Here is a 26,695-nt window from a genome sequence, read left to right on the forward strand (position 1 = left end):
CGGCGAGGGCCGGGTCCCAACGGACCCGGCCCTCGGCGGTGTTCGCGTGCTCAGCGGGTCAGCGCTCGACCTCACCGGCGATGAACTCCTCGACGGCCTGGTGGGCGTCGTGGTCGGCGTACTGCACCGGCGGGGACTTCATGAAGTACGACGAGGCCGACAGGATCGGGCCGCCGATCTTCCGGTCCAGCGCGATCTTCGCGGCGCGGACCGCGTCGATGATGACGCCTGCCGAGTTCGGCGAGTCCCACACCTCGAGCTTGAGCTCGGCGTTGAGCGGGGTGTCACCGAACGAGCGACCTTCCAGGCGGATGTACGCCCACTTGCGGTCGTCCAGCCACGGCACGTGGTCCGACGGGCCGATGTGCACGTCGCTCTTGCTCATCTCGTGCGGGATCTGCGAGGTGACCGACTGGGTCTTCGAGATCTTCTTCGAGACGAGCCGCTTGCGCTCCAGCATGTTCATGAAGTCCATGTTGCCGCCGAAGTTGAGCTGGTACGTGCGCAGCAGCTCGACGCCGCGGTCCTCGAAGAGCTTCGCGAGGGCGCGGTGCACGATGGTGGCGCCGACCTGGCTCTTGATGTCGTCGCCGACGATCGGCAGGCCAGCGTCGGTGAACTTCTGGGCCCACTCCGGGTCGGAGGCGATGAAGACCGGCAGGGCGTTGACGAACGCGCAGCCGGCGTCGATAGCGGCCTGGGCGTAGAACTTGGCGGCCTGCTCGGAGCCGACCGGGAGGTAGCAGACGACCACGTCGACCTGCGCGTCACGCAGCGCCTGCGCCACGTCGACGGGGGTGGCGTCGGACTCCTCGACGATCTCGCGGTAGTACTGGCCCAGACCGTCGAAGGTCGGACCGCGCTGCACGGACACGCCGGTCGGCGGCACGTCGCAGAGCTTGATGGTGTTGTTCTCGCTGGCGACGATCGCCTCCGCGAGGTCCATGCCCACCTTCTTGGCGTCCACGTCGAATGCCGCGACGAACTCCACGGCGTTGACGTGGTAGTCGCCGAAGGCGACGTGCATGAGACCCGGGACGCGGTCGTTCGGGTCGGCATTCCGGTAGTACTCGACGCCCTGAACCAGGGACGAGGCGCAGTTACCCACACCGACGATGGCGACGCGGACGGAGCCCATAGCGTCTGCCTCCTTCTTTTCTGTCACGGCCGCTCTTTCCTGGTCTCTCCAGGCGGAGGCGGGCTGTTGTCTTCTCGTCGGCCACCGGCCGTCCCCACCTGGGGGACCGTCGGGGCTCGGCCGGAGCGCTCGTTGGCGATGAGCTCCTCCAGCCAGCGGACCTCACGCTCACAGGCGTCAAGGCCGTGGCGCTGCAGTTCCAAGGTGTAAGCGTCGAGGCGCTCGGCTGCCCGGCCCAGCACGTCGCGAAGCCCTTCGCGACGCTCCTCGATCTTGCGGCGGCGACCCTCCAGGATGCGCAGGCGGGTCGCCTGGTCGGTCCGGGCGAAGAACGCGAAGTGCACCCCGAAGCCCGTGTCGTCGTACGTCTCGGGCCCCGCCTGTGCGATCAGCTGGGCGAAGCGTTCCTTGCCTTCCGCGGTGATTTTGTAGACCACCCGACCACGTCGGCTGGTCAGCGCGGGAACCTCCTCGGCGGTGGCGGGCGTCTCGGCAGCTTCGGTGATCCATCCCGCCGCCTGCAACCTGCGTAGCGTCGGGTAGAGCGAGCCGTAGCTGATCGCCGCCCGGATCGCGCCGAGTTTGGCGGTCAGTTCCTTGCGCAGCTCGTAGCCGTGCATCGGAGACTCCTGGAGGAGGCCGAGGATGGCGAATTCGAGCACTGGCCACCCTCTCTTGTACCCTCCGGCGGGAGCGGCAACCGCCGCGATGTATCGGACCGATACATCGCACGTTAGCGGGTCGCGGGTGCCAGGGCAAACCCCCGTTCCGAGATGTTCCCGTCACGGATCGTGACCGTGGTCGCCTGCTCGGGCCGGACCGCGTACCCTTCTCCGCATGCGTACGCAGCGCCAGGTCGTCGACTACTCGCTTCAGAAGCGAGCAGTGCTGCGTGAGCTCCTGGCCGGCCGGGTCGGCACGTACGACGTGTGCGACGCGTCCCCGTACCTGAAGAACGCGGCTCGGTTCCACGGCGAGCCGACGGACCGGCGCTGCCCCATCTGTCGCAGCGAGAATCTGACGCTCGTCCACTACATTTACGGTGACGAACTCAAGCAGTCCGCCGGCCAGGCCCGGACACTTGCCGAGCTGCCAGTGCTGGCGATGACGCTGCGTGAGTTTCAGGTCTTCGTGGTGGAGGTGTGCCTCGGCTGTGACTGGAACCATCTCGTCGAGCAGTACCTGCTCGGCCGTGATGGTCTCACTGCCGACGGCGACGGTGTCGCCGAACAGGACATGGCGGGCGCCGAGGGCACGGGTCGGCGGAGGCGAGAGGCTCAACGGTGATCACAGCTGGTTCGACCGGCCCCGGGGCCGCAGACATGACCCGGGACGGCCGACCGCTCGTTGGTCTGAATAGCCCGATTGATACAGCAATGACCCTGGTGGACCGGCACCCCCGTGCCGGCGATCCGGGTGAAGCAACTCACGGCAACCCGGTGGCGGCGCAGTCGCGCCCCACCGCGACCGGCAGGGTGTGAGGAATGAACTCGTACGGCGATCCCAGTTCTGCGCGCGGACGGGCCCAGTATTCGGGCCCCGACGGTGACTCCGGGCCGGGCGCGAACGACGCGTACCGCCGACCGGGCGGTGACTCCGGCGGAGGCGGCTGGTCGGCTCCGGAGGGCGCGGCGCCTCCGGGCCGTGCGTCGGTGACACCGCGGGCCGCTGGCGGCCGGGCGTCGGTGGGCGGCTCCGCCTCGGTGCCCCCGCGCGGCGGTGCGGCCGGGTCGGCCTCGGTGGGGTCGGCCTCGGTGGGGTCGGCGTCGGTCGGGTCGGCCACTCCGGGCCGCAGCGGCCGTGCCTCGGTGCCGGTGTCGCCGGCACCGGGTGGGGCCGCCGGTCGTGCCGGAGCGGGTCGTGCCTCTGTCCCGGTGTCGCCGGCACCCGGCGCGCCTGCGGGTCGGGCCACGGTCGGCACCGCCGCCGTCGGCGCCGCCTCGGCCGGCCGGGCCAGTGTGGGCTCCGCGTCGGTGGGCGGGCGTGCCGCGGTCGCCAGGGCGAGTGTCTCCCCGGTCTCCGGCGGCCCGGGTGGCCCCGGCGGCCCGAACGGTCCGGGGCGCGGCGGACGTGGTGGTCGCGGCGCCGGTGACCCGGCCGGAGCGGCCCGCGCCAAGAAGCGCAAGCGGATGAACCTGCTGATCGCCGGTTTCGCCGTCTTCATCATGCTCGCCGGCATCGGCGTGGTCGGGTTCACCTACTACTCGACGAACGTCGTCATGCCGAACGAGATGCCGCTGCCGCTCTCCACAACCGTCTACGCCAAGGACGGCAAGACTCCGCTGGCGCGCCTCGGCAGCGAGAACCGCACATTCGTCACCATCAACCAGATCCCCGAGCACGTGCAGCACGCGGTGGCGGCGGCCGAGGACCGGAACTTCTACCGGCACTCCGGCGTCGACTACAAGGGCATCATCCGCGCCGCGTGGAACAACGTCTCCAACGGTGACAAGCAGGGCGCCTCGACGATCACCCAGCAGTACGCCCGCAACGCGTTCGAGAACCTCAAGGACGACACGTACGGCCGGAAGGTGAAGGAGGCCATCCTCGCCTCCAAGCTGAACGACAGGTACAGCAAGCCGGAGATCATGCAGCACTACCTCAACGTGATCTACTTCGGACGCGGCGCGTACGGCATCGAGGCGGCGGCGCAGACCTACTTCGCCAAGCCGGCCATCAAACTCACCCCCGCCGAGGGGGCGGTCCTGGCCGCGCTGATCAAACAGCCGCAGGCGACCGAAACCCACAGGGGTTACGACCCGGCGGTCAACCCGACCGACGCCAAGACCCGCTGGGACTACGTGATCGACGGCATGAAGAAGGAGGGCTGGCTCGACCCGGCCACCCCGATCGAGTACCCGAAGGTCCAACCTCCGAAGAAGGACGGCAACGGCTTCGGTGTCGACAGCCCCCGAGGCAACGTCATCAACTACGTCCGCCAGGAGATGGACCAGATGGGTCTCTGCTCCGACAGCGGCGCAGATGGCAAGGTCAGTTGCGTCGACGCCCTGCGGGACGGCGGCTACCGGATCACCACCACCATCGACCCGAAGCTCCAGTCGGCCGCCGAGAACACGGCGATGCAGTCGAAGAAGGGCTCCGAGCTCAACGACCAGCCGAAGAACCTGATGGCGGCAGTCGTCTCGATCGACCCGAAGAAGGGTCGCGTGCTCGCCTACTACGGCGGTGACAGCGGCGCCGACTTCGACTACGCGGGCAAGAACACCGACAAGAACGGCGACCTCACCGGCGGCCACCAGCCCGGCTCGTCGATGAAGGTGTACACCCTGGCCGCCGCCATCGAGGCGGGCATCTCGGTGAAGTCGCACTGGGATCCGACGCCGTACAAGCCCGAGGGCTCCAAGGTCCCGATCGGTAACGCCGGCCGCACCAACCTCAAGTGCGGCAAGTACTGCACCCTCGAAGAGTCGACGGTCCAGTCGTACAACGTGCCCTTCTACTGGGTCACCAAGGAGATCGGCGCCGAGAAGGTGGTCGACATGGCCCGCAAGGCCGGCGTGACCACCATGTGGGGCGTCGATCCGCCGAAGGCCTTCGACCTGTCGAAGAAGGGCCCGAACCCGTTCGACAACTACACCGGTTTCGGCAAGTACCCGATCACCGTGTTCGACCATGCCAACGCCATGGCCACGTTCGCCAACGACGGCAAGTACATCAAGGCGCACTTCGTCATCAAGGTCGAGCAGCAGGACAAGGTCACCGGCAAGTGGAAGGTCGTCGGCAGCGAGCGCATCAAGCCGGAGGAGCGGATCGACAAGAAGGTCACCGATGAGGTCACAGGTGTCCTGAAGCAGATCCCCAAGCCCAACAACCTGACGCTCGAGGGCGGCCGCCAGGCCGCCGCCAAGACCGGCACCTGGGAGTACGACAGCAAGGACAACGCCCACGCGTGGACGGTCGGCTACACCCCGCAGATAGCCACAGCCGTCTGGGTGGGCAGCCGCGATCCGAAGAAGCCCCAGATCCGCCTCACCGGCGGTAAGCCGATCGGTGGCTCGACGCTGCCCGGCCCGATCTGGGAGAAGTACATGAACACCGCCCTCAAGGGCCAGGACGAGATCTCCCTGCCCAGCGTCACCGGCGAGGGCGACACCACGAAGGGCAACGGCAAGGAGCCGGTCGTGCAGCCGACCGTCCCCGGCCTGCCCGGTGGGCCGGGTGGTCCGGGCGGCGGGCAGCCCTGTGACCCGCTTACCAACCCGTTCTGCCCGCGTACCGACGGCAACAACGGCGGCACCGGTCCCGGCGGGCCTGGCGGCCCCGGCAACGGTGGAAACGGCGGGGCCGGTGGCGGACTGTTACCCGGTCTGACACCCAACACCCGGGACTGACCACCCGCACAACCGCAACGCCGCAGCCGGCCGGACGACAGGTCCGACCGGCTGCGGCGTTTTCCGTACCCCGGATCTGGGTGCCAGGAGGGGACGCGCACCCCCGCCGTACGGCAGGATGCCTTTCCATGAGCACCCAGTCGACGCCCGGCATCGACGACGCCGGAACCACCGACCACCCGTCCCGCTCCGACGGGTTCGTCCGCGGCATCTCCGGGTTGATCGGCGGGCCGCTGGGCGACCACGCGACAGCCCTGGACCGGCCGGCCGGCGGGGAACGCCGCTTCTGGACGGCCGTACGGATCGTGCTGGCGCTTGCCTGCCTCACGCTCGCCCTGCACTGGGTGCAGAAGTCTCCCTGCCAGGACGGCGCCTGGCAGAACAACGTCCAGTACACGCGGTTCTGCTACACCGACGTGCTCGCCCTGTACTACGCCGAGGGGCTCAACGAGGGCAAGGTGCCCTACCGCGACCACCCGGTGGAGTACCCGGTGCTCACCGGCTACTTCATGGGGGCGCTGGGTCTGCCCGTGCACGCCCTGGGCGACGGCGACCCGAGCATCAACCAGGGTCAGTGGTTCTACAACCTCAACGCGCTGGTGCTTGGCGCCCTCGCGGTGGCCACGGTGGCGGTGATCCTGGCCCTGCGCCGCCGACGACCCTGGGACGCGGCGCTGTTCGCGCTCGCCCCTGCGCTGCTGCTCACCGCCACAGTCAACTGGGACCTGCTCGCCATCGGGTTGGCCGCGTTAGGCCTGCTGGCCTGGGCGCGCCGACGACCGGCGGTGGCCGGTGTCCTGCTCGGCCTCGCGGGCGCGGCGAAGCTGTGGCCGCTGTTCCTGCTCGGCCCGATCCTCGTCCTGGCACTGCGCGCCGAGCGGGTCCGCGCCGCGCTCATCGCCATCGGTACGGCCATCGCGGCGGTGGTGCTCGTCAACCTGCCGGCGGCACGGGCGTACCCGGAGAACTGGGACCGGTTCTTCGAGTTGAACACCACGAGACCCATCGACTGGGGAACGCTCTGGTACATCGGGCGCTACCTGGACGGCAAGGTCGGTGATCCCTCCCGGCTCGGTCCGTTCGAGTGGCTGAACGTCAACATCAGCACCCTCAACACCATCTCGTACGCCCTGTTCGCGCTCGCCTGCCTCGGCGTGGCAGTGCTGGCGCTGCGGGCGCCGCGCCGGCCGCGGCTGGCGCAGCTCGCGTTCCTGGTGGTCGCCGCGTTCCTCATCTTCAGCAAGGTGTGGTCCCAGCAGTTCGTGCTGTGGCTGCTGCCGCTGGTGGTGCTGGCCCGGCCGAAGTGGGGTGCCTTCCTGGCGTGGCAGATCGCCGAGGTCTGCTACTTCGTCGCCTTCTACGGCGAGCTGCTCGGCGCGGCCACCAGCCGTCCGGTCTTCCCGGAGGGCGTGTTCGTGATGGCCTCGACGTTGCGGCTGACCACTGTGGTGGTGCTCTGCGTGCTTGTCGTCCGGGAGATACTGGACCCCGAGCGGGACGCGGTGCGGGCCAACTACCCGGACGATCCGGACGGCGGCGTCCTCGACGGCGCCCCCGACGCCCCCTGGCTCGACCGCTGGCGCCGACCGGCGACAACAAGCGAACCCCAGCCCGAGCCCGCCACCACCTGATCCCCCACAGACGACGCGACCGGACCACGCAGGTTTCGGGGGAGCCCGCCCGGCGCAGGGATCAAGCCTGACCGTCCGGAGCCGAGTGGGCTCCCCCGAAACCGCCCCGGCGAGGGCAGGAGCGTCAGAGCCGATACACCACCGCGTCGCCCACGTCCTGGCGCGTGATGCCGAGCGACTCGACAGGCGCGTCGATGGTGATCTCCCAGGGCGTGCCGGGAACCTGCCCACGCAGCAGCACCACCGTGCGGACACCTAGCGTCCGCAGGTAATCGACGCTGGTCTGGTCGGGGAACGACTGGCTCACCCGGCGGACGTCGTCGAGCTGACGCGGCGTGAAACCGCTGCCGCCGTTCACCACGTCAGGGAAGCCGCTTGTCGACCAGAGCATCACGTGCTGGTCGAGGCTCTGGTTGCTGGGCAGCACCAGCAGCGGCCCCTGCGCCGAACGCAGCGCCGCCGGTTGGGTCGGCACCACCGGGTGGGGCGTGGTGTTCAGGCCCTCGACTGTCACCAGCAGCAACGGCAGCAGGGTGGCCAGCCGCAGCCACGGGCCCGGCCAGGACGGGATCCGCTGCGCTGCCAGCTCACGGACCCGGTCGGTGAGCGCGGTGACCGCACCGGCCGCGAGCAGCGCCAGCAACAGCGTGGTCCACAACATCAACCGCCCCGGGGTACGCATCGCGTTCCACCCCGGCGCGTGCTCGAACAGCGGCAGGTAGGTGAACGTGCCGTCGAAGAAACGGGTGCCCATCGCGAGGACCATGGTGACCAGCACCCCGGCGAGCAGCAGCAGCCGGTGCCGCAGCCGCCACACCGAGAAGAACAGCCCGCCGGCGGCCAACGCGTAGAGCACGAAGCCCGGCAGCAGCGTCATCTCCGGGTGCCACGGCAGCGCCGCGCGGGCGCCCTCGTGCAGGTCACCCCAGATCCGTGACTCGGCGGGTGCCGTCACGAAACCGGAGGCCGGCGGTGAGAAGATGCTGATGTCGCCGATCGTCCGCTCGGCGTACGGGTGCAGCTCGGTCACCTTGAAATAGGGGTACGCCAGGAGCAGGCCCACCCCTGCGAAGAACACCCCGCCGAGCACGTCGGCGACGAGCAGCCGGCGACCGAACGGCAGCGCCTGACCTGTCCGGAGTCGGCGAACGAGGAACAGGACAGCGGCCACGAGCACCGCACCGGCGAGGAAGTACGCGAACGGCAGGCCGATGCCGAAACCGAGGCTGAGCTGCCAGGCGGCGACCAGCCAGCCCGCGTACACCCAGCCGTCGTGCCGTCGTTCGGGCCGGTAGCCGTACCGCAGCGACCAGCCGTGCCCGCGTGCCAGCATCGCGAGCGCCAGCGGGATCCCGCCGTTCGACAGCACGTGCAGGTGACCGGCCTGGGCCAGCAGCCACGGCGCGTACGCGTACGCGACGCCGGCCACCGCACCACCGATCCGGCCGGAGCCGAGCTGCCGCGCCAGCGCGTACGCCCCGAGCGTCGCGAGCGCGTGCGCCAGCACGAACATGATGTTGTAGCGCAGCACCGCGTCCTCGGGGCCGCTGCCGAGCATCCCCGCCGGGGCGTAGCCGAGCAGCGTGTCGGAGAACGCGAAGCTCCACAGCTCGGGGAAGAACGTGTTGGACTGCCACAGGCGGGCGGGGTCAGCCAGCAGGATGTGCCCGGACCAGGCCATCTGCCAGCTCTGCAGGCTCGGGTCCCAGTAGTCCTGTGGAAGCGTGTAGCGCGGGTAGCGCAGCGTCGGCCAGGTCATCAGCACGGCCAGCGCCAGCGCGCCGAGGCTCGCCAGCGTCCACTCGTGGATCAGGGACCGGCCGACGGCGCGTGCCCCCCGGGTGAGCCGGGAGGGCACCGGCTCGGGGGTGGAGGCCCACTTGTCCCAGCGATCGCCTCCCTCCTCCGGCTTCGCCTGGTCGCCATCCTTTGTCGCATCGCTCCCAGGGGCGGCGTCCTTGGCGGTGGCGTCCTTGGCGGTGGCGGCGGCACCCGTGGGCGCGGCGTCCTTGGCGGCGGCATTGTCGGCCGCGCTGTCCCCGGTGGCGGCATCCGTGGCGGCGTCGCGCTGGGCCGGGTTGCCCTTGGCGGCGTCCGTAGTGTCGTAGGCCTCGTCGTCCTTGGCCGCGTCACCCTTGGCGGTGCCACCACTGGTCGGCTCGTCCTTCAGGACGGCGGTCGTCGCGGACGTCGTCGTGGACGTCGGCTCGGGGCCGTCGCCCGAGGTGGCCTCCGTCGCGGGGCCGGTCGTCGTGCCGGCCGGGCGCGCCCCCGGGTCGTCGGGGGTGGGTCGGGCGTTCCCGGTCCCGGGTTGGCCGGTCGTCATGCCGCCGGGCTCCCGGTGCCGAGCTGCTGGCGCAGGAAGTCGATGTCGGCGGCCTGGCCGGAGACGCCGCCTGGGGTCTCGACGACCACAGGTGCTCCGGCCGCCCGGATCACCGCGACCACCAACTCCGGGTCGATCGTCCCGCCGCCCAGGTTGTCGTGCCGGTCCTGGCCCGAGTTGAACGCGCCCTTGGAGTTGTTGGCGTGCACCAGGTCGATCCGTCCGGTGATCGCCTTGACCCGGTCGACCAGGCCGAGCAGCTCCTCACCGCCCGCGTACGCGTGGCAGGTGTCCAGGCAGAAGCCCACCTCGTGGTCGCCGACCGCGTCCCACAGTCGGGCGAGCGCGTCCAGGCGGCGGGCGCACGCGTTGTCGCCGCCTGCCGTGTTCTCGATGAGCACGGGGACGCCGAAGCCGCCGGAGTCCGCCGCGTACGCGAAGGTCTTGCGCCAGTTGTCGAAGCCGACGGCCAGGTCGTCCCCGGCGTTGACGTGCCCACCGTGGACGATCAGGCCCTTGGCGCCGATCGCGGCGGCGGCGGTGGCGTGCCCGAGCAGCAGTTTGCGGCTGGGGATCCGGATCCGGTTGTTGAGTGTCGCCACATTGATCACGTAGGGCGCGTGCACATACAGATCCACCTCGGCCGCGCGCAGCCGCTCGGCGTCCTCCCGAGGTTTGGGTGCCTTCCATCCCTGCGGGTCAGAGAGGAAGAACTGCACGGTGTCGGCGGACCGGGCGGCCGCCTCCGCCAGCGGGTCGGTCGAATCGACGTGAGCTCCGATACGCATGCGAGCGAGCCTACGTCGCGAGCCCGACAGGTGGGGTGACGGCCGGCGTGGCATCGGCAGGGGTCCGCGTCACCGGACGGACCGACGATCGTTGATGGATTTGGAGCCGGCGGCCAACGCCCGGTACCGCCGGATGGCGCGAGCGCCGGCACGGCAGCCGGTGGCCGACGGACCGACAACGAGGTCACCCCCGCCGCGCGGCCCGGCGAGGCGGGGGCGACCGACCTGGCAGACCCGATCTCCACCGATGAACAATCTCGGAAATTTGTGCTATTTCCCCCGAGAAGGCACAAGAGCCGTTGTATCGTCAGGTAACAACACGATAAAGCTCCGCGGGGCGTCTCCAGTCCAACCTCATCGGTGTGGTCGTTCCTCCCCAGGTCCCACCCAAGGAATGCGGACGGGACGCCCCGCGGCCTCGTTGACGGGGGTCCACCACTGACCAATGGCGGTCAGGCGGTGGACCCCCGTCGGCACGCCCCGGGGCCCGACCCGACCACCCCGGGCATGATCGTCCGGACCGGGTATCCTGGTCAGGTTGTCCGCGTCCGGCCGGGTTCCCCCGGCACGTGCGGGCAGCGACGCACGACCTCCTGCCACGGAAGGACCGTGGCCGCTTAGCCCACAGGAGGTGAGCACGTCTTGCGTCATTACGAAGTCATGGTGATCCTCGACCCCAGCCTCGAGGAGCGCACCGTCGCCCCGTCTCTCGACACGTACCTGAATGTGATCCGGACCGCGGGTGGCTCGGTTGAGAAGACGGACGTGTGGGGCCGCAGGCGCCTCGCGTACGAGATCAACAAAAAGGCAGAGGGCATCTACGCCGTCGTCGACCTGCAGGCCACGCCTGCCGCTGTCGCCGAGCTGGACCGTCAGCTGCGACTCAACGAGTCCGTGCTGCGCACCAAGGTCATCCGACCGGAAATGCGCTAAGCCTTCAAACCCCCGGTTCGTCCGGATCAGCCTCCGCGACTCTGTCGGAGGGCTCTGCGAGCCTGTACGACGAGACGCTGAGTGCGCGAGGAGATGGTCATGGCAGGAGACACCACCATCACGGTCATCGGCAATCTGACCGATGACCCCGAGTTGCGGTTCACCCCCTCCGGGGCTGCGGTCGCCAAGTTCCGAGTCGCCTCGACGCCCCGCTTCATGGACAAGGCGTCGGGCGAGTGGAAGGACGGCGAGCCGCTGTTCCTCGCTTGCACCGTCTGGCGGCAGGCCGCCGAGCACGTCGCCGAGTCGCTGCAGCGTGGCGCCCGGGTGATCGTGTCGGGTCGGCTGCGTCAGCGGTCCTACGAGACCCGCGAGGGTGAGAAGCGCACAGTCATCGAGCTCGAGGTCGACGAGATCGGCCCGTCGCTGCGCTACGCCACGGCGAAGGTGCAGAAGATGTCCCGCTCCGGCGGCGGTGGCGGCGGCTTCGGTGGCGGCGGTGGTGGTGGCAACCAGGGTGGCGGCGGAGGCAACTTCGACGACCCCTGGGCTTCGGCCGCACCCTCTCCCGCGCGTGCCGGTTCGGGCGCCAATTTTGACGAGGAGCCACCGTTCTAATGGCGCCGAGCGCCCGCGATCGCAAACCAGGAGCACGTGCAATGGCCAAGGCTGCGGCACTTCGCAAGCCGAAGAAGAAGGTGAACCCGCTCGACAAGGACGGGATCACCTACATCGATTACAAGGACACCGCGCTGCTGCGCAAGTTCATCTCCGACCGCGGCAAGATCCGCGCTCGACGGGTGACCGGCGTGACCTCGCAGCAGCAGCGGCAGATCGCCCGCGCGGTCAAGAACGCCCGCGAGATGGCGCTCCTGCCGTACACGGCCACCACCCGCTGAGAGGAGGCACCGATATGAAGATCATCCTGACTCAGGAAGTGTCCGGCCTCGGTGCCCCGGGCGACATCGTCGAGGTCAAGGACGGCTACGGCCGTAACTACCTGCTGCCGCAGGGCTTCGCGATCGCCTGGACCAAGGGCGCGGAAAAGCAGGTCACGGTCATCAAGCGGGCCCGTTCGGCCCGTGAGATCCGCGACCTCGACCACGCGAACGAGGTCAAGGGTCAGCTCGAGGGGCTCAAGGTCAGCCTGAAGGCCCGCGCCGGTGACGGCGGTCGGCTCTTCGGCTCGGTCACCCCGGCCGAGATCGTCGACGCCGTCAAGGGCGCCGGGGGCCCGGTCCTGGACCGCCGCCGGCTGGAGGTGCCCGGTCACATCAAGTCGACCGGCAGCTACCCGGTGAAGATCAAGCTGCACCCCGAGGTGACCGCGTCGTTCAACCTGAACGTCGTTCAGGGCTGACGCCGGTAACAGCACCACGAGGGCCCGTACCGATCGATCGGTACGGGCCCTCGCGCATGTCCGTGGAGAGGCGGGCTCGGACCGGTCAACCGATCGGCTGCCCCGTCACCGCGCTGATCAGCACCGTGGAGAGGCCACCGCCCACCACAGCGGCGGCGAGAGCGATGGTCGCCGAACGCCACGTCGTACCGACCCGGCGCAGCAACGCCGCCACCACCAGACTGCTCACCAACGCCAGCCCGAATCGCGGCGAGCCGGCCAGCATCGACTCCAACGCCCGCGACCGGGGCGAGTCACACCCGCCCCCGCTGATGTCGGTGACACACCCGGCCGGCGGCAGACCGTCCAGAGTCAACAGCCAGACGAAGATCAGCACCGCCGGCACCAGGTAACAGGCAGCGGTGTACAGCATCGGCCGGAAGGACCCACCCGGATCCGGGTCGAGCAGGTCGTCCTCCAGGCGCCGAGCCCAACCGCCCGCCGCCACCGACTCCACCCGCTGGCGGACCGATGCCGTACCCACCGGAGGCTGGACCACCCGACCCCGGGTGCCCCCCTCCCGCTGCAGGGGCGCGCTACGCGGACGCGGCGCGGTGTAGCCCACCACCGGCGACCTCGGCGCCGACGTCGACGGATCCATCCAGCGCGGGTCGTCACCGGCCAGCCGGGTACCCGACCAGAACCCGTCGTCGCGACTCGGCCACCCTTCCGCCGCCGCCGGCCGCTCCGAGCGGGGCGGCAGCGTCCGGTCCCAACTGTCGTCCTCGACCGCCGACCGCTCCCACTGGCCGGTACGGTCGGACCGCTCCCAACCCCCGACACCCTCCGCCTGCGCCCACTGCCCGCTCAGGTCCGTGCCGTCCGCGTCCCCGATCGGGGGCCACGCGTGCACACCCGAGGCGTCCCACGGGTCCACAGCCGGCGCGTACGACGGCTCGGGCTCGGCGGCCCGCTCCGACCCGCGCTCCCAGGGATCCACCGCCGGACGCGTCCACGACTCCTCCGCCGCGCGACGGCTGCGTCGGGTGGGCCGGCTCGCATCCCGGCGGGGTGCCGGTTCGGCAGGCGCGGCATCCAGATCACCACCGGACCAGATCACCTGAGGGCGACCCGCGGGCGCCCGACGGGGACGACTGTCCGCGACCGCGCCCGACACGGGCTCCTCCTCCGCCGCGTTGGCGCGCCGGCGGCCGGCGTACCCCTGCTCCTGCGGACGGTCGAGCGTCCACTCACGGGTGTGGTCCGACTCGGGTGCGGCACCGATCGCCGGACGCTCCCGCCAACTCGTCTCGCTGACCTGCCGCCTGGTGCTCGTCGTCTCGGTACGCCCCCAACCGGCACCGGAACTCGGGCGCTCGAACTGCGGATCGTCCTCGTCGTCGTCATCGGGCGCGGCGTGCCGGCCACCGCCGTCGGCGTGCCGAACACCCGACTCGAGCGCCCACCGGGGCAGGTACGCGTCGACCGGCTCGTCCTGCCCGCGATCCAACGCGCGCCGACGGCTGGAGGTGCGGTAGCGCCCGTCCTCGTCGTACGGGTCGACCGGAGGGGACGGCGTGCGCTCACCCCACGAGGCTGTCGGCTGGCCCTCTCGCGGGCTGCCCTCCCCGCGTCCCCAGTCCCGGTAACTCACGGCCGGATTGTGACCCTTCTGAACCGAAAGCGTAATCCGCTGTCCAGGTGTAGCCGTTCGCTGGAGATAGTACGGGACGATCGTGTCCCAGTCCCGACCGAAATATTCCCCTCCACAGGCTGGGGACCACGAAACCGCAGGTCACACGCTTGCAGGCGAGAATTCCCCAACGGTTATCCACACCCTGTGCACACGCTGCGCACATGCTCGTCCACCGGCGTCCACAGGTTGTCCCGAGGCTCGTCCACCGGCCTTGTTGAGTCGCTGACCTCGGGGTCCGTATGGTTGGCCCTCGACCGCCGGCGCGATGCCCCCGATCGACCGGCCCGGTCGGACGGAAGTGTCGTACCCCGGCGTGAAGCTGGGACTGATCCGGCGCAGTGGAGGGGGGACCCGTGTCGGTCACCGACGACATGCGGGCGGAGTCACGAGCCGGCGGAGGTCAACCACCCGCGCAGCGGGACGGCCAGTTCGACAAGACCCCACCTCAGGACGTCGCCGCCGAGCAGTGCGTCCTGGGCGGCATGCTGCTCTCCAAGGACGCCATCGCCGACGTCGTCGAGATCCTCAAGACCAACGACTTCTACCGGCCGGTGCACGCCACCATCTTCGACACCATTCTGGACATCTACGGCCGGGGCGAGCCGGCCGACCCGATCACCGTTGCCGCCGCCCTGACCGACTCGGGTGACCTGGCCCGCATCGGCGGCGCGCCCTACCTGCACACCCTCATCGCCAGCGTGCCCACGGCGGCGAACGCCGCCTACTACGCGCGGATCGTCAGCGAGCGGGCCGTGCTGCGCCGCCTCGTGGAGGCAGGCACCAAGATCGTGCAGCTGGGCTACGGCACCGCCAACGGCGGCAGCCGCGACGTCGACGACATCGTCGACCTGGCCCAGCAGGCCGTCTACGACGTCACCGAACGGCGGGTCAGCGAGGACTTCGCGGTCCTGGCCGACATGTTGCAGCCGACGCTCGACGAGATCGAGGCGGTGGGCGCGCAGGGCGGCGTCATGACAGGCGTACCCACCGGCTTCAGCGACCTGGACCGTCTGCTCAACGGCCTGCACGCCGGACAGCTGATCATCGTGGCCGGCAGGCCTGGTCTGGGCAAATCGACCGCTAGCATGGACTTTGCCCGAAACGCGGCGATTCGTGCCAACCAGGCGGCGGCCATCTTCTCGCTCGAAATGAGCAAGGTCGAGATCGTCATGCGACTGCTCTCGGCCGAGGCGCGGGTGCCGCTGCACGTGCTGCGCAGCGGGCAACTCTCCGACGACGACTGGACCAAGCTGGCCCGGTGCATGGGCGAGATCAGCGAGGCGCCGCTGTTCGTCGACGACACGCCGAGCATGAATCTGATGGAGATCAGGGCCAAGGCCCGCCGGCTCAAGCAGCGACACGATCTCAAGATGATCGTCGTCGACTACCTCCAGCTGATGACCTCGCCGAAGCGCACCGAGAGCCGGCAGCAGGAGGTCGCGGACCTCTCCCGTGGCCTGAAGCTGCTGGCCAAGGAGGTCGAGTGCCCGGTGATCGCGGTCAGTCAGCTGAACCGTGGCCCCGAGCAGCGCACTGACAAGCGCCCCCAGCTGTCCGATCTGCGTGAATCAGGCTGCCTCACGGCCGAGACCCGGCTGATACGGGCCGACAACAACAGCGAGATCACACTCGGTGACCTGCTGGCCAACGGTGCCAAGGACGTCCCGGTCTGGGCGCTCGATGAGGGTCTTCGCTACACCCCTCGCACCATGACCCACGTTTTCCCCAGCGGCACCCGCGAGGTATTTCGTCTGACCCTCGCCTCCGGCAAGCAGATCAACGCTACCGCCAACCACCCGTTCCTCGCGTTCACCGGATGGGTGCCGTTGGGCGAGCTATCACCAGGCGATCGCATCGCTACTCCCCGGCACCTGCCGCCCCCGATGGCCGTGCGTCCGTGGGCAGAAGCGGAGGTCGTCATGATGGCGCATCTGCTCGGCGACGGCTCCTTCGTTCGGCGTCAGCCGATCCGGTACGCGAGTTGCGACGAGCTGAATCTCCAAGCCGTATCGGACGCGGCTAAGCACTTCGGGATTTCTGCTGTCCGTGACGACTACGCAGCGGCGAGAGTGACAACCCTCCGACTGCCTGCTCCGTACCGACTGGCTCGCGGCCGGCGTAACCCGATTGCCGAGTGGCTGGATGGCTTCGGACTCTTCGGTCTCAGATCACATGAGAAATTCCTTCCGCCGCCCCTCTTCAGTCTCCCCAAGGAGCAGATCACCACGTTCCTGCGGCATTTGTGGGCGACCGACGGGTCGGTGACCGTCAACAAATCAGGTCGCGGAGGGCGCGTCTACTTCGCGTCCACGAGCCGGAGAATGCTTGAGGACATCTCTCGGTTGCTCCTGAGGTATGGGATCACTGCCCGGTTGAAGGTCGTGCCGGTGGCCGGTCACCGTCCGCAGTACACGTTGGACGTCTCCGGCCGCGACGACCAGTTGAGGTTCCTGCGCGAGATAGGCGTCCACGGGCAGCGGTCAGAGGGCTGTGCCGCCCTTCTCGCTGCTCTGGAGTCGACGGAGAGCAACACCAACGTCGACACGGTGCCGCGCGAGGTGTGGGCCAGGGTCAAGGACATCCTGGTCGAGCAGGGGATGACGCACCGCGAGTTCGCAAAGGCGATCGGCACCCAGTTCTGCGGCAGCGCCCTGTGGAAGCGTGCGCCCAGCCGCTCCCGGCTGGCAGCTATTGCCAGCGTCCTCGACGCTGCCGACTTGGATCTGCACGCAACCAACGACATCTTCTGGGACTCCATTGAGAGCGTGGAGTCGATCGGTGAGCAGGAGGTGTTCGACGCGACCGTGCTCGGTAAGCACAATTTCATTGCCAACGGCATCGCCACGCACAACTCCATCGAGCAGGACGCTGACGTTGTCATCCTTCTGCACCGCGACGACTACTACGACAAGGAGTCGCCGCGGGCGGGGGAGGCGGATTTTATTGTTGCTAAGCATCGGAATGGCCCTACCGACACGGTGACCGTGGCGGCCCAACTACACCTGTCCCGCTTCGTCGACATGGCCATCGGCTGAGGAATCCTGGCCGGCGGGTCAGCCCAGCAGGGGAAACCAGCCCGCCGACTCGCCCAGTTCCAGCCGATCGCGGTCGTTGAGCGGTATCCGCCCGGTGGCTTTGAGAAGGAATTCGGTGTCGTCCCACGAGGCCGGGCGGACGGCGTCGTGGCTGAGCAGCCCGTCCATGGTGGCCACGGCGACGCGTACCGCCAGTGGGCCGGGTGCCGGTGCGTCGGGCAGTTCCTTCGTGATGTCCAGGTGGTGGACGACGGCTTCGGTGGTCAGGGTGGCGAGGAAGTCGGGTACCCGCAGCACGTGCCCCTGCGTGGTCACGTACCCGGTCGGGTCGGCTGACGTGGCAGCGCGGACCGCGGCCGGCGCGGTTTCCGCCCACAGCCGGACGATCCCGGTGGGACTGTCGAACGCGGCGGCCGAGCGGCGTACCCACCAGGCGTGCCGGGCCGCCTCGTCGTCGTCGCCGGGGAAGCCGCGCCAGTAGCTCACGTCGTCGGTGTCGGCGGGGCCGTCGACGGGACTGGCCAGTGCCACCAGGGCGCGCTGGGCGTCACCGAGGACGTGCAGAAGCAGGTCCGCGACGAGCCACCCGCGACACCGGGTGGCGCGTTGCAGGGCGGCGTCGTCCAGGCCGTCGACAGTTGCGGTGATTCCGTCGTACGCCTGAGCCAGCGCCTGCTCCGCCCGGATCGGGGTCATGCGGTGCAGCCTCGCACGGGCGGCGGCACCCGCCAACAGTTCCCGGCGAACGAAGCGCCCGGGCCGACGCGCGGTTCGGCCCGGGCGGGGTGGTGCCGGTCCGGCTCAGCCGAACATCTCGTCGAGGAAGCCCTTGCGCTTCTTCTGCCGGTAGTGCCCGTGGTAGCCGTGGTGCTGCTGCTGGTGGCCGTACGCGGGCGCCGGCGGGTAGCCGTGGGCGGGCGGCGGGGGCGGCGGCGGGGGGACAGCGCCGTAGCCGGGCTGGTGCTGGCCGGGCGGGTAACCACCGGGCTGCTGCATCGGCGCCGGGGGCGGGCCGCCGGCCTGCTGACGGCTCCAGTTGGCCTCCGCCTCGAACAGCTTCTCCAGCTCGCCGCGGTCCAGGAAGATGCCCCGGCACTCCCCGCACTGGTCGATGACGACACCGCTGCGCTCGTACTGACGCATTTCTCCGTGGCACTTGGGACAGGTGAGACTCATCACCCGACGGTACCTGGTCCACCTACGCGGTTGCTGTGAGCGCCTCGGTGACCTCTTCGTCGGACACCTCGTGGAAGTCGTCGTAGTAGACGCTCACCGCGCCGAAGTCGGCGGGGCGTTGGGCGCAGACGACCTGGTCGGCCTCGGCGGCGAGCAGCTCGTACGCCTCCTGGGCGCCGACCGGGACGGCGACCACCACGCGGCGGGCGCCGAGCTGGCGGACGACCTCGACGGCGGCACGTGCGGTCGCCCCGGTGGCCAGGCCGTCGTCGACGATGACCGCGATCCGCCCGGCGAGGGCCAGCGGGGGCCGCCCGGCGCGGTAGAGGCGTTCCCGGCGCTCCAACTCGGTCTGTTCGCGGTGTCTGACCTCGGCGATGTCGTCGCCGCTGAGTCGGCTGGCCACCGCGTCGTTGAGGACCTGCACGCCGCCCGGACCGAGGGCGCCGAAGGCGACCTCGCGGGCCCACGGCATGCCGAGCTTGCGGACTACGAGCACGTCGAGTGGTGCGCCGAGTCGTTCGGCGACGACACGCGCGACGGGTACGCCGCCGCGGACGAGGCCGAGGACGACGACGTCGGGGTCGCCGATGAGTCCGGTGAGTCGCTCGGCGAGCACCTGGCCCGCGTCGGCGCGGTCACGGTACGTGGTCATGCCTTCAGGTCTACGCCCTGAGGTGGGATCGCGCCCGGCAGTTACGCCGAAGTGGCCCGACCGGACAGCTCACCGGGCGCGGAGGCACTCGACGTGTCGGCGCGGCGGTGCAGGGCGGGTGCCCAGGCGAGCAGGGCGAGCGGGTACAGCAGGTAGCCGAACCGGGTCGAGGGCATCAGGACGATGGCGGCGAGTAGCCCGTACCCGCAGATCAGCGCCGTGGTGACGGCCGTGCGGGGCGGTCGGCGGGCGAGCCGGACGGCGATGGCCACGCCGACCGCGACCAGCAGGGCGGCGGCGATGATCCGGCCGGCGGGCAGTGCCGAGGCGATCAGGTGGCCGGGGAACGGGGACTGCGCCGGACTGGTCACCAGGCCGTGGCCGAGGGGGAAGCGCAGGACGTTCTCGACAAGTGCGTCGCGGTCGACAAGCAGGGCCGGGACCAGCGCGGCGACGGGCAGGCCGATCGCGCCGGCGGCGACCCGCGCGCCGGCCCGCCGGGTGAGGCCCCAGACGATCAGGACGAGGGCGACCGGCCACGCGAACAGCTTGAGTGCGCCGGCCAGGCCGACCGCGATGCCGGCCAGGCCGGGCCGGTCGGCGGCGGCGAACGCGAGGGCCAGCAGGCAGAGCGCGAGTACGGGTAGGTCGTCGCCGCCGGTGGCGAGGGTGAGGGCGCAGATCGGCAGGACGGTGGCGGCCTGTACGGCGCGGAGCAGCGCGGCGTCCCGGCGGTTTCCCGTGCCGGTCTTCCGGTTGGCTGCGGGTTTTCCGCGCAGGGCGAGCACCGCCAGGGCGAGCGCCAGCGCGGTGCCCACCGCGAACCAGACCCGGGCGTCGGTCCACCAGGTGTCGATCAGTGCTCTGGGCAGGCCGAACAGGGCCATGCCCGGCTGGTACGGGGTGTAGCCGAGCAGTTGTTCGCCGGGCGGGAGGGCGGCGATGGCGTCGGGCCCGAGGTAGGGGGTGCCGTGCTCCAGCAGGCGGGTGCCCGCGTGCTCCACGACCAGCACCTCCTCCTGGGCCCGGTCCGTGCGGCCGGCAGTGCGCTCGACGCTCTGCCAGATGACCGGCAGCAGTGCGGTGCTCAACCAGGTGAGGGCGGTGACCGTCCACCGGGCGGGGAGTCCGGCGAGCCGGGAGGTGGGGGTGCGCCGGCGCAGCAGGAGCTGGACGACCACCGCCAGTGCCGCGACCAGGTAGCCGACGGCTGCGACGGCCCCCCACGCGCGGTGCGGCAGCAGCGTCGAGGTGACGGCGGTGATCGCGGCGAAGAGGGCGGAGACGGCGTAGAGGCCGAGGTCGAGGGCGAGCCCGCCGGCGGCGGTGTCGAGTGCCCGCCAGTGCCAGCGGCGGGCGGTCGGGTCGTCGGCGGTCACGGGCGACAGTTTGGCAGACCAGGCTGCGCCCACGTCACTCCCGCAGGCCGGTGCCCGGTCAGGCGGGGAGGTGCGGGAGCCTGTTGCGCCCGGCCTGGCGGCGGGTCTGGTTCAGCCGGATCACCGCCCCGGCGTCGTGCAGCGGGGCGGCCAGGGCACCCGGTCGACCGCCCGAGCCGCGTTGCAGGGCCGCCAGGAGAGTGCCGGCCGGCATCGGCCGCGCGAACAGGTGCCCCTGGCCGGCGACGCAGCCCAACTCCCAGAGGGCGCGGCGCTGCGGCTCGCTCTCCACGCCCTCGGCGACCACGTCCAGGTCGAGGCTGCGGCCCAGGTCGAGGGTGGAACGGATGACGGCGGCGGCCTCGGCCGAACTCTCCATGGTCGTGACGAAGCTGCGGTCGATCTTGAGTTCGTGCACGGGGATCCGGGAGAGCAGGGAGAGGGACGAGTAACCGGTGCCGAAGTCGTCCAACGCCAGCCGTACGCCCTCCTCGCGGAGCCGGCTCAGCACCCGGTCGACCACGTCGAGCTGGCTGAGCGTCAGAGTCTCGGTCAACTCCAGCACCAGCCGGTCCGGTGGAAGGTCGTGGGCGCGCAGGCGGGCCAGCACCGAACCTGGGAAACGCGCGTCGAGGAGGCTGCGCGGCGACACGTTGACCGCGACCGGTACGTCGAAGCCCGCGTCGCGCCAACTGCCCGCAGCTGTCAACGCCTGGTCGAGGATCGCCTCGGCGAACGCCGGCAGCAGCCCGGAGCGTTCCACCGCCTCCAGGAACCGCAGCGGGTCGATCATGCCGTGGGTGGGGTGGTGCCAGCGAGCCAGGGCCTCGGCGCTTGTCACCTCGCCGGTGCCCAGGTCGACGATCGGCTGGAAGTTGACGACGAACTCGTGGTCCTCGACCGCCCGCGGCAGGTCACCGCCGAGAGTGAGGCGGCCCAGGTCGGCGGTGTCCCGCGCCGGGGCGTACGTGGAGATCCGCAGCCCGGCGCGCTTCGCCTGGTACATCGCTACGTCGGCGCGGCGCAGCAGCTCGGGCATGCCGCCGCTGGTCGGCGCGACGGAGATGCCCCCGCTGGCCTCGACGCTGATCCGCATGCCGTCCAGCTCGAACGGCTCGTGCAGCGCGGCGAGCAGCGTCTCCGCGCGGTGTGCGGCCACCGCCGGGGCAGGCAGCCCGCGCAGGAGTACGGCGAACTCGTCGCCGCCGAGGCGCGCCACGAGATCGCTGGACTGGGCGGCTGTGCTCAACCGATCGGCGACCTGTACCAGCACCTGGTCACCGGCGGCGTGCCCGAGGGTGTCGTTGACCTCCTTGAAGTGGTTGAGGTCGATCAACACCAGCGCGGTGACGCCGTCGGCGTGCCGCGCGCTCAACTGCTCGGTGCCCTGGTCGAGCAGATGCCTACGGTTCGCCAGGTCGGTGAGCGCGTCATGAGTGGCGGCGTACGCGTGCTCTTCGGCGACCCGGGCCAGTTCGGCGTACGCCTGGGCGTTGCGGACGGCGGTGCAGAGCGCGGACGCGAAGGTGCGCAGCGTGTACTGCTCCCGCTCGGAGAGCTGCACCGGTCCCCGGAAACGCAGCCGCAGCACGCCGACGTCGACGGAGCGGTCGTGGCCTTCCAGAGGGGCCGGGATGACTGTGGCGTTCACCTCGGTGGTTGCGCCGGTCGGGCCGTCGAAGGAGAGTCCGCCCGTGCCGCCGCGTACGGTGCGGCCGCCGTCGCGCAGCTCGATCTCGACCTCGTCGGCGGAGAACAATTCGGCGGCCTGGGTGACGGCGGTGGTCAGGACCTCGTCCAGGTCGACCACGTTTAGCGCGTCGGTGGTGCGGGCGAGCCGTTGCCACGCCTGCTGTTCGGTGCGGCCCCGGATGCGCGCGGAGTAGGCGAGGTGCAGGCTCAGGACCAGGGGCGGGACGGCGAGGAGGAGGCGGGGTTCCGCCTGGAGGATGAGCAGGGTGATCGCGGCCACCACGAACCGGACCCCGTACCCGGCAAGCCGGAGGTCCAGGTTGCTCTTGAACTGCGATGAAATCTTGCTTCCGGACGCTAGGGCGATGACCGGGATTGCCAATGTCTCGTCCAGCAGAGCAGCCGAAAGGTACGCGAAAGCCAGGATTCCCACCAGCTGCGGGGCGTCCATCGTGGGCCAGGTCCAGTCGAGCACCGTGAACGTCAGGCCTGCACCAGCCGCGACAAGGATGTTCTTGCTGACGCCGAAGGTCAGCTTGATCGTCGGCAGGCGGACGGAGGCGAGCGTGATGCCGACGCAGGTACAGACGATCAACCAGGACATCGGCGCGATGGCAGCCGCTATGACGATTGCCGCTTCGCTCCAACTGATCAGATGCACGGTGGAGCGCACGCGGACACGTGCCTTGACGAAGGCCCCGACGGTGATCATGAAAGTGAGGGTCACGAGAGTCGCGACGTCAGGTACCGCTTCCGGCCCGGAGGTCAGGATCACTCGCAGGGCGGCGAGCGTAACGAACGTGGCGGCAACGACGAGGAGACCGACGAGCGGCCGTAGCCGTCGCTCGGTCTCGCTCTCGCGCCGTCGTGAAGAGGTCACTCAACTCCCGGATGACCACGCCTATCGTGCTCGAACCATACCTCTGTGTGACGCGGAAGTCCCGCGTCGATGTCAGCCCCACTCGTTACCGCGCATTTCACCTACTCCTTTCTTTCGTTCGGCTACCCAACTTGTTGGGGAACCGGATCCATGAAGGGAGCTTAAGTGGAGTAGGCCCCGGTTAGGGCTGATAAATGTCGGTATCACCATTATTAGTTAATTCGGTGCCGATTAGTGACATTCTGTTCGCACTTCGGTGCGGAGAGCGTCCAGCTGCTTTCGTAGGGCAGCTTCGCCGTCGCAGAATGTCGCTGGGTGATCGGTTGCGTGAGCCGCAACCACCAGTGTCGGTACTGGATCGTCGCACCTCATCCGCCGATTCGGTTAACCAGGCGCCGGCTTCGGTCAGAGGTGCACCTCACCTCGGAGTGGGTTGGCGGTCCGCTCGCGGAAGCTCGTGGTGGTTATGGTGGGCCCGATGAGATCACCCTCAAGGCTGGGGGGCCGAGGGATGGTGGAGATTCGAGTACTTGGCGGCCTTTCGCTGCTCATCTCGGGAGAGCGGCAGGGGTTGGGGACCCCGAAGCAACGCACTGTGCTTGCCATGTTCGCGCTGCATCCGGGCCGGCTCGTCACTCCCGACGAGCTGGTCGATGAGTTGTGGGGTGCGAACCCCCCTCGATCAGCGCTACCCAATATTCGCACGTACGCCGCAAGCCTGCGCCGTACGTTCGACGCGACTGACGAGGGACGCGGCGCTCTGGTGAGAGAGGGCAGCGGTTATCGATTGGAGCTGCCGACAGAGACGATCGACTCTTTCCGTTTCATGGCAGATCATCACCATTCCCGGAAGCTCGTCGCGGAAGGTGAACTCGACCGGGCCGAGGCCGTTCTGGAACGGGCCATGTCGGAGTGGAGGGGATCGGTACTCGCAGGAATGACGCTCGGCCCCGTACTGGCGACTCAGCGTGTCGCGATAGAGGAGGAGCGGGCTCTCGCGGTCGAACTCCTCGCCGATCTTCAGTCGCAGCAAGGTCGCGCAGGGCGGGCGGTGCCGTTACTGCGGCGGCTGATCGCCGAGCATCCGTTACGGGAATCCGCTCGGTTGCTCCTGATGCGAGTTCTTCAGCGCAACGGTGACACGGCCGGACTGGTCGAGGCGTATCACGAGGCGCGCCACGTGCTGCATGATCAGCTCGGAGTTGAGCCTGGGGCGGAGATACAGGCACTGTACGAGGCTGAACTGGGTCGGGTGCGAGGGCCGAACCGGACTGGCGTGTCCAGCCACGACGAAGACCGTCTGCGGTCCGCGAGCGGCCCGGGGATCACTGGTGAGCGGGCCGCTGCCGACTGGCTTCCCAGAACGGTGATCGAGTTCGTCGGCCGGAAGGAGTGCGTCAGCCGTCTGCTCAGTCACGTCAGCCGGGTGGAGGGCCGTGCGTCCGCGGTACTTGTGGTTGACGGGATGGCGGGAAGCGGAAAAACGACAGTTGCTCTCCATGTGGCGCGCAAGCTCGCCCCGAAGTACCGCGACGCGCAACTCTTCATCGACCTACAGGGGCACGGGGACGAAGAGGCCATCGAGCCGTTCACGGCGCTCTTCACCCTGCTCCGACAGTTGGGTGTGCCAGGTGGCCGCATTCCTGCCGACTTGGATCATCGCGTCGAGTTGTGGCGTCGGGAACTGGCAGCCAGAAGAGTCGTCGTCGTCCTCGACAACGTTGCCGACAGCAGCCAGATACTCCCCCTGCTACCAACCGCACCGGGTGCCGCGGTCCTCGTGACGTCCCGTCGACGACTGGCTGACCTGGACGTTGGCCCGCCTGAGTCGCTGCCTCTGATGACCCTCGCCGAAGGGATGGCGCTGCTGTCGCAGAGTGGCGGCATCGAGAGGGTGGCGTCGGAGCCGGATGCGGCCGCCGAGGTCGTCCGCCGTTGTGGTTATCTCCCGCTGGCGATTCGACTCGCCGGGTCCCGACTTGCGCATCGCCCCGCACGACGGGTCTCGGACCTCGCCGCGCTGCTGGCCGCAGAGCCGCCGTCGGTCGACCAGCTCCACGTGGGTGACCGGACTCTAGCGCGAGCCTTCGCGGCGTCGTACGAGCCGATTCCGGAGCAGGCGAAGCGTGCCTTTCGTCTGTTGAGCATCCACGCGGGCCAGTACAGCGCGGAGATGGTCGCGGCTCTGCTCGATCTGCCTCGCGCCGCTGCCGTCGAACTGCTCGACGATCTGGTCGATCGGCACCTGGTCGAGGAGATCGAAGGGGGCCGGTACCGGCTGCACAACCTCCTACGTCAGTATTCGCGCGCGCAGTTGCTGGCGGCGGACGGCCCAGAGGCCACCAGGACGGCAGTGCGGCGATTACTGGACTTCGCGCTCCATGCCTCCCTCGAAGCCGCCAAGGAACTACATCAGGCCGTCGATGTCCGTGGAGAGGTCGATCCTGGGCTGTTCTCGCGTCCGGATCTCACCGGCCCCGACATCATCGCTGGTGTCGAATGGCTCGAACGGGAGCGCATTAACCTGGCGATGCTCGTGGGCCTCGGCGCGGCGTACGAGCTCCACCACCACGTATGGAAGCTGTCCCGGGTGCTCTGGCGCTTCTTGTACGTGCGCGGCTACTTCGACGACATCCTGTACACCCAGGAGTTGGGGCTTGCCTCGGCGAAGATCATCGTCCACCAACGGGCGATCGGCACAATGCACAACTACCTCGCATCGGCCTTGGCGAAGACCGGCTCCCACCGGTCCGCGTCCGACCATCTCCACGCGGCGATCGCGCTGTTCCAGGCGACAGACGACGTGCGGGAGTTGGCCAAGCTTCGCGCGAATCTGAGTGTCGTCAACTGGCTGAGCGGCAATCTCGAGGAGGCTGTGGCCCTGGGGCGGCAGAGCCTCGCCGGCGGACTCTACGACAACCGCGTACCACTGGCCCTGCCGAACCTGGGCCTCGCGTTGGCCTCGCTCGGTCGCTGGGACGAGGCCATGACGGTCCACCGGCACCACCTGTTCCAGGCTCGGCTGAAACAGGACTACTACCACCTGGCGAACGCCCTGAGCCATCTCGCGGCGGTACGCGTACGGCTCGGACAGTTCAGGCGAGCTGTGATCTTGTTGAGTTCCTCGCTGGCGCTGTTTCGCCGTACCGGGCACCGGTACGGCGAAGCCGAGGCGCGGAACACCCTTGGTGCCGCCTATCGAGGGCTGGGACAGCTGGATCTGGCCAGGCGGCAGCACGAGGCCGCCTTCGAGTTGGCGAACGACTCGGGCGAGCGGCATGCACAGTGCGCCGCACTCAACGATCTGGGCATGACGCTGCTGGCGACGGGGGAGCTGGCCGCAGGATCGGATGCTCTCCGTGAAGGGCTTCGGCTTGCGGGGCGGATCTCCAACCCGTACGAGCAGGGCCGTGCGCTTGCCGGCCTGGCCGAGCACTTCGCCCGTACCGACCGGGCGGAGGCACGCCGGCACTGGGAGCGGGCGCTGGCGATCTTCCGGCGGATGGGGGTGCCGGAGCGCTTCGAGGTCGAGCGTCGCCTCGCGGAGCTGGGCACCACCGCCGTGAACGTCCACTGACCTGCCCGTACGGCTCTTATCGATTTCTTATCGCCACCCCCGGTAGCTTCTTCGGCCGTAGCGGCGAACGGGGGAGGTTCTGCCCGTGGGCAGAACCG

General features: G+C 69.5%; 20 protein-coding genes. 9 read left to right on the forward strand and 11 right to left on the reverse strand.

What is annotated here, in order from left to right:
- Window positions 1–58: 58 nt before the first annotated feature.
- Together AB0N27_RS17870 and AB0N27_RS17875 are read right to left on the reverse strand one after the other, a co-directional pair.
- Window positions 59–1,138, reverse strand: coding sequence for an inositol-3-phosphate synthase (locus AB0N27_RS17870; protein WP_139588081.1), 1,080 nt, complete (start codon window positions 1,136–1,138; stop codon window positions 59–61).
- 23 nt (window positions 1,139–1,161) lie between these two features.
- Entirely contained in the window at window positions 1,162–1,800 is a 639-nt protein-coding gene (locus tag AB0N27_RS17875; protein WP_139588080.1) for a PadR family transcriptional regulator, read from the reverse strand.
- 175 nt (window positions 1,801–1,975) lie between these two features.
- Here AB0N27_RS17875 and AB0N27_RS17880 point away from each other — a divergent pair, with 175 nt between their 5' ends.
- The gene (locus tag AB0N27_RS17880) at window positions 1,976–2,425 is read left to right on the forward strand and encodes a DUF5318 domain-containing protein (RefSeq protein WP_364370224.1); all 450 of its coding nucleotides are present in this window, start codon (window positions 1,976–1,978) and stop codon (window positions 2,423–2,425) included.
- Window positions 2,426–2,564: 139 nt separating this feature from the next.
- On the opposite strand, the gene AB0N27_RS17885 is transcribed toward AB0N27_RS17880, so the two are convergent.
- A complete protein-coding gene (locus AB0N27_RS17885; RefSeq protein ID WP_364370227.1) occupies window positions 2,565–2,921 on the reverse strand; it encodes a hypothetical protein in 357 nt (118 codons plus the stop codon).
- A gap of 91 nt (window positions 2,922–3,012) precedes the next feature.
- Here AB0N27_RS17885 and AB0N27_RS17890 point away from each other — a divergent pair, with 91 nt between their 5' ends.
- Complete coding sequence (locus tag AB0N27_RS17890) at window positions 3,013–5,490, forward strand: transglycosylase domain-containing protein (RefSeq protein WP_364370230.1); 2,478 nt, start codon at window positions 3,013–3,015, stop codon at window positions 5,488–5,490.
- A gap of 128 nt (window positions 5,491–5,618) precedes the next feature.
- Window positions 5,619–7,121 (forward strand): glycosyltransferase 87 family protein, encoded by a 1,503-nt coding sequence (locus tag AB0N27_RS17895; protein WP_364370233.1) that lies wholly within the window; start codon window positions 5,619–5,621, stop codon window positions 7,119–7,121.
- 124 nt (window positions 7,122–7,245) lie between these two features.
- Here AB0N27_RS17895 and AB0N27_RS17900 read toward each other — a convergent pair whose 3' ends face one another.
- Complete coding sequence (locus AB0N27_RS17900; protein WP_364370236.1) at window positions 7,246–9,447, reverse strand: hypothetical protein; 2,202 nt, start codon at window positions 9,445–9,447, stop codon at window positions 7,246–7,248.
- Window positions 9,444–10,235, reverse strand: coding sequence for a deoxyribonuclease IV (locus tag AB0N27_RS17905; protein ID WP_364370239.1), 792 nt, complete (start codon window positions 10,233–10,235; stop codon window positions 9,444–9,446). Before AB0N27_RS17905 ends, AB0N27_RS17900 begins: the two co-directional genes overlap by 4 nt.
- Window positions 10,236–10,877: 642 nt before the next feature.
- Between AB0N27_RS17905 and rpsF the strand changes: the two genes are divergently transcribed.
- The 4 genes from rpsF to rplI all read left to right on the forward strand — a co-directional run bounded on the left by rpsF (window position 10,878) and on the right by rplI (window position 12,528).
- Window positions 10,878–11,168, forward strand: a complete 291-nt coding sequence (gene rpsF, locus AB0N27_RS17910) for a 30S ribosomal protein S6 (protein WP_074315517.1) — start codon at window positions 10,878–10,880, stop codon at window positions 11,166–11,168.
- Between the two features lie 81 nt (window positions 11,169–11,249).
- A complete protein-coding gene (locus AB0N27_RS17915) occupies window positions 11,250–11,786 on the forward strand; it encodes a single-stranded DNA-binding protein (RefSeq protein ID WP_354815052.1) in 537 nt (178 codons plus the stop codon).
- Window positions 11,787–11,827: 41 nt separating this feature from the next.
- On the forward strand, window positions 11,828–12,067 hold the full coding sequence (gene rpsR, locus AB0N27_RS17920) for a 30S ribosomal protein S18 (protein WP_013289355.1): 240 nt from the start codon (window positions 11,828–11,830) through the stop codon (window positions 12,065–12,067).
- 14 nt (window positions 12,068–12,081) lie between these two features.
- Complete coding sequence (gene rplI / locus AB0N27_RS17925) at window positions 12,082–12,528, forward strand: 50S ribosomal protein L9 (RefSeq protein ID WP_151487665.1); 447 nt, start codon at window positions 12,082–12,084, stop codon at window positions 12,526–12,528.
- 85 nt (window positions 12,529–12,613) lie between these two features.
- On the opposite strand, the gene AB0N27_RS17930 is transcribed toward rplI, so the two are convergent.
- Window positions 12,614–14,161, reverse strand: a complete 1,548-nt coding sequence (locus AB0N27_RS17930) for a hypothetical protein (protein WP_364370246.1) — start codon at window positions 14,159–14,161, stop codon at window positions 12,614–12,616.
- A gap of 380 nt (window positions 14,162–14,541) precedes the next feature.
- Here AB0N27_RS17930 and AB0N27_RS17935 point away from each other — a divergent pair, with 380 nt between their 5' ends.
- Entirely contained in the window at window positions 14,542–17,238 is a 2,697-nt protein-coding gene (locus AB0N27_RS17935) for a replicative DNA helicase (RefSeq protein WP_364370249.1), read from the forward strand.
- Between the two features lie 18 nt (window positions 17,239–17,256).
- On the opposite strand, the gene AB0N27_RS17940 is transcribed toward AB0N27_RS17935, so the two are convergent.
- The 5 genes from AB0N27_RS17940 to AB0N27_RS17960 all read right to left on the reverse strand — a co-directional run bounded on the left by AB0N27_RS17940 (window position 17,257) and on the right by AB0N27_RS17960 (window position 23,020).
- Window positions 17,257–17,934, reverse strand: coding sequence for a maleylpyruvate isomerase N-terminal domain-containing protein (locus AB0N27_RS17940; RefSeq protein ID WP_364370252.1), 678 nt, complete (start codon window positions 17,932–17,934; stop codon window positions 17,257–17,259).
- 105 nt (window positions 17,935–18,039) lie between these two features.
- On the reverse strand, window positions 18,040–18,417 hold the full coding sequence (locus AB0N27_RS17945; protein WP_357984693.1) for a zf-TFIIB domain-containing protein: 378 nt from the start codon (window positions 18,415–18,417) through the stop codon (window positions 18,040–18,042).
- Between the two features lie 19 nt (window positions 18,418–18,436).
- The gene (locus tag AB0N27_RS17950; protein ID WP_364370256.1) at window positions 18,437–19,069 is read right to left on the reverse strand and encodes a phosphoribosyltransferase family protein; all 633 of its coding nucleotides are present in this window, start codon (window positions 19,067–19,069) and stop codon (window positions 18,437–18,439) included.
- Window positions 19,070–19,110: 41 nt separating this feature from the next.
- On the reverse strand, window positions 19,111–20,448 hold the full coding sequence (locus AB0N27_RS17955) for a glycosyltransferase family 87 protein (protein WP_364370259.1): 1,338 nt from the start codon (window positions 20,446–20,448) through the stop codon (window positions 19,111–19,113).
- Between the two features lie 58 nt (window positions 20,449–20,506).
- Window positions 20,507–23,020, reverse strand: coding sequence for a bifunctional diguanylate cyclase/phosphodiesterase (locus AB0N27_RS17960; protein ID WP_364370262.1), 2,514 nt, complete (start codon window positions 23,018–23,020; stop codon window positions 20,507–20,509).
- Between the two features lie 511 nt (window positions 23,021–23,531).
- Here AB0N27_RS17960 and AB0N27_RS17965 point away from each other — a divergent pair.
- On the forward strand, window positions 23,532–26,597 hold the full coding sequence (locus AB0N27_RS17965) for a BTAD domain-containing putative transcriptional regulator (RefSeq protein ID WP_364370265.1): 3,066 nt from the start codon (window positions 23,532–23,534) through the stop codon (window positions 26,595–26,597).
- Window positions 26,598–26,695: the final 98 nt, after the last annotated feature.

The sequence above is a fragment of the Micromonospora sp. NPDC093244 genome, assembly GCF_040683695.1.
Classification (GTDB): Bacteria; Actinomycetota; Actinomycetes; order Mycobacteriales; family Micromonosporaceae; genus Micromonospora.

Bases quoted from the DNA above. Each gene is read 5' to 3' on its own strand.
- AB0N27_RS17870 (WP_139588081.1), bottom strand. From the start codon at position 1,138: ATGGGCTCCGTCCGCGTCGCCATCGTCGGTGTGGGTAACTGCGCCTCG.
- AB0N27_RS17880 (WP_364370224.1), top strand. From the start codon at position 1,976: ATGCGTACGCAGCGCCAGGTCGTCGACTACTCGCTTCAGAAGCGAGCA.
- AB0N27_RS17895 (WP_364370233.1), top strand. From the start codon at position 5,619: ATGAGCACCCAGTCGACGCCCGGCATCGACGACGCCGGAACCACCGAC.
- AB0N27_RS17900 (WP_364370236.1), bottom strand. From the start codon at position 9,447: ATGACGACCGGCCAACCCGGGACCGGGAACGCCCGACCCACCCCCGAC.
- AB0N27_RS17905 (WP_364370239.1), bottom strand. From the start codon at position 10,235: ATGCGTATCGGAGCTCACGTCGATTCGACCGACCCGCTGGCGGAGGCG.
- rpsR (WP_013289355.1), top strand. From the start codon at position 11,828: ATGGCCAAGGCTGCGGCACTTCGCAAGCCGAAGAAGAAGGTGAACCCG.
- rplI (WP_151487665.1), top strand. From the start codon at position 12,082: ATGAAGATCATCCTGACTCAGGAAGTGTCCGGCCTCGGTGCCCCGGGC.
- AB0N27_RS17940 (WP_364370252.1), bottom strand. From the start codon at position 17,934: ATGACCCCGATCCGGGCGGAGCAGGCGCTGGCTCAGGCGTACGACGGA.
- AB0N27_RS17950 (WP_364370256.1), bottom strand. From the start codon at position 19,069: ATGACCACGTACCGTGACCGCGCCGACGCGGGCCAGGTGCTCGCCGAG.
- AB0N27_RS17965 (WP_364370265.1), top strand. From the start codon at position 23,532: ATGGTGGAGATTCGAGTACTTGGCGGCCTTTCGCTGCTCATCTCGGGA.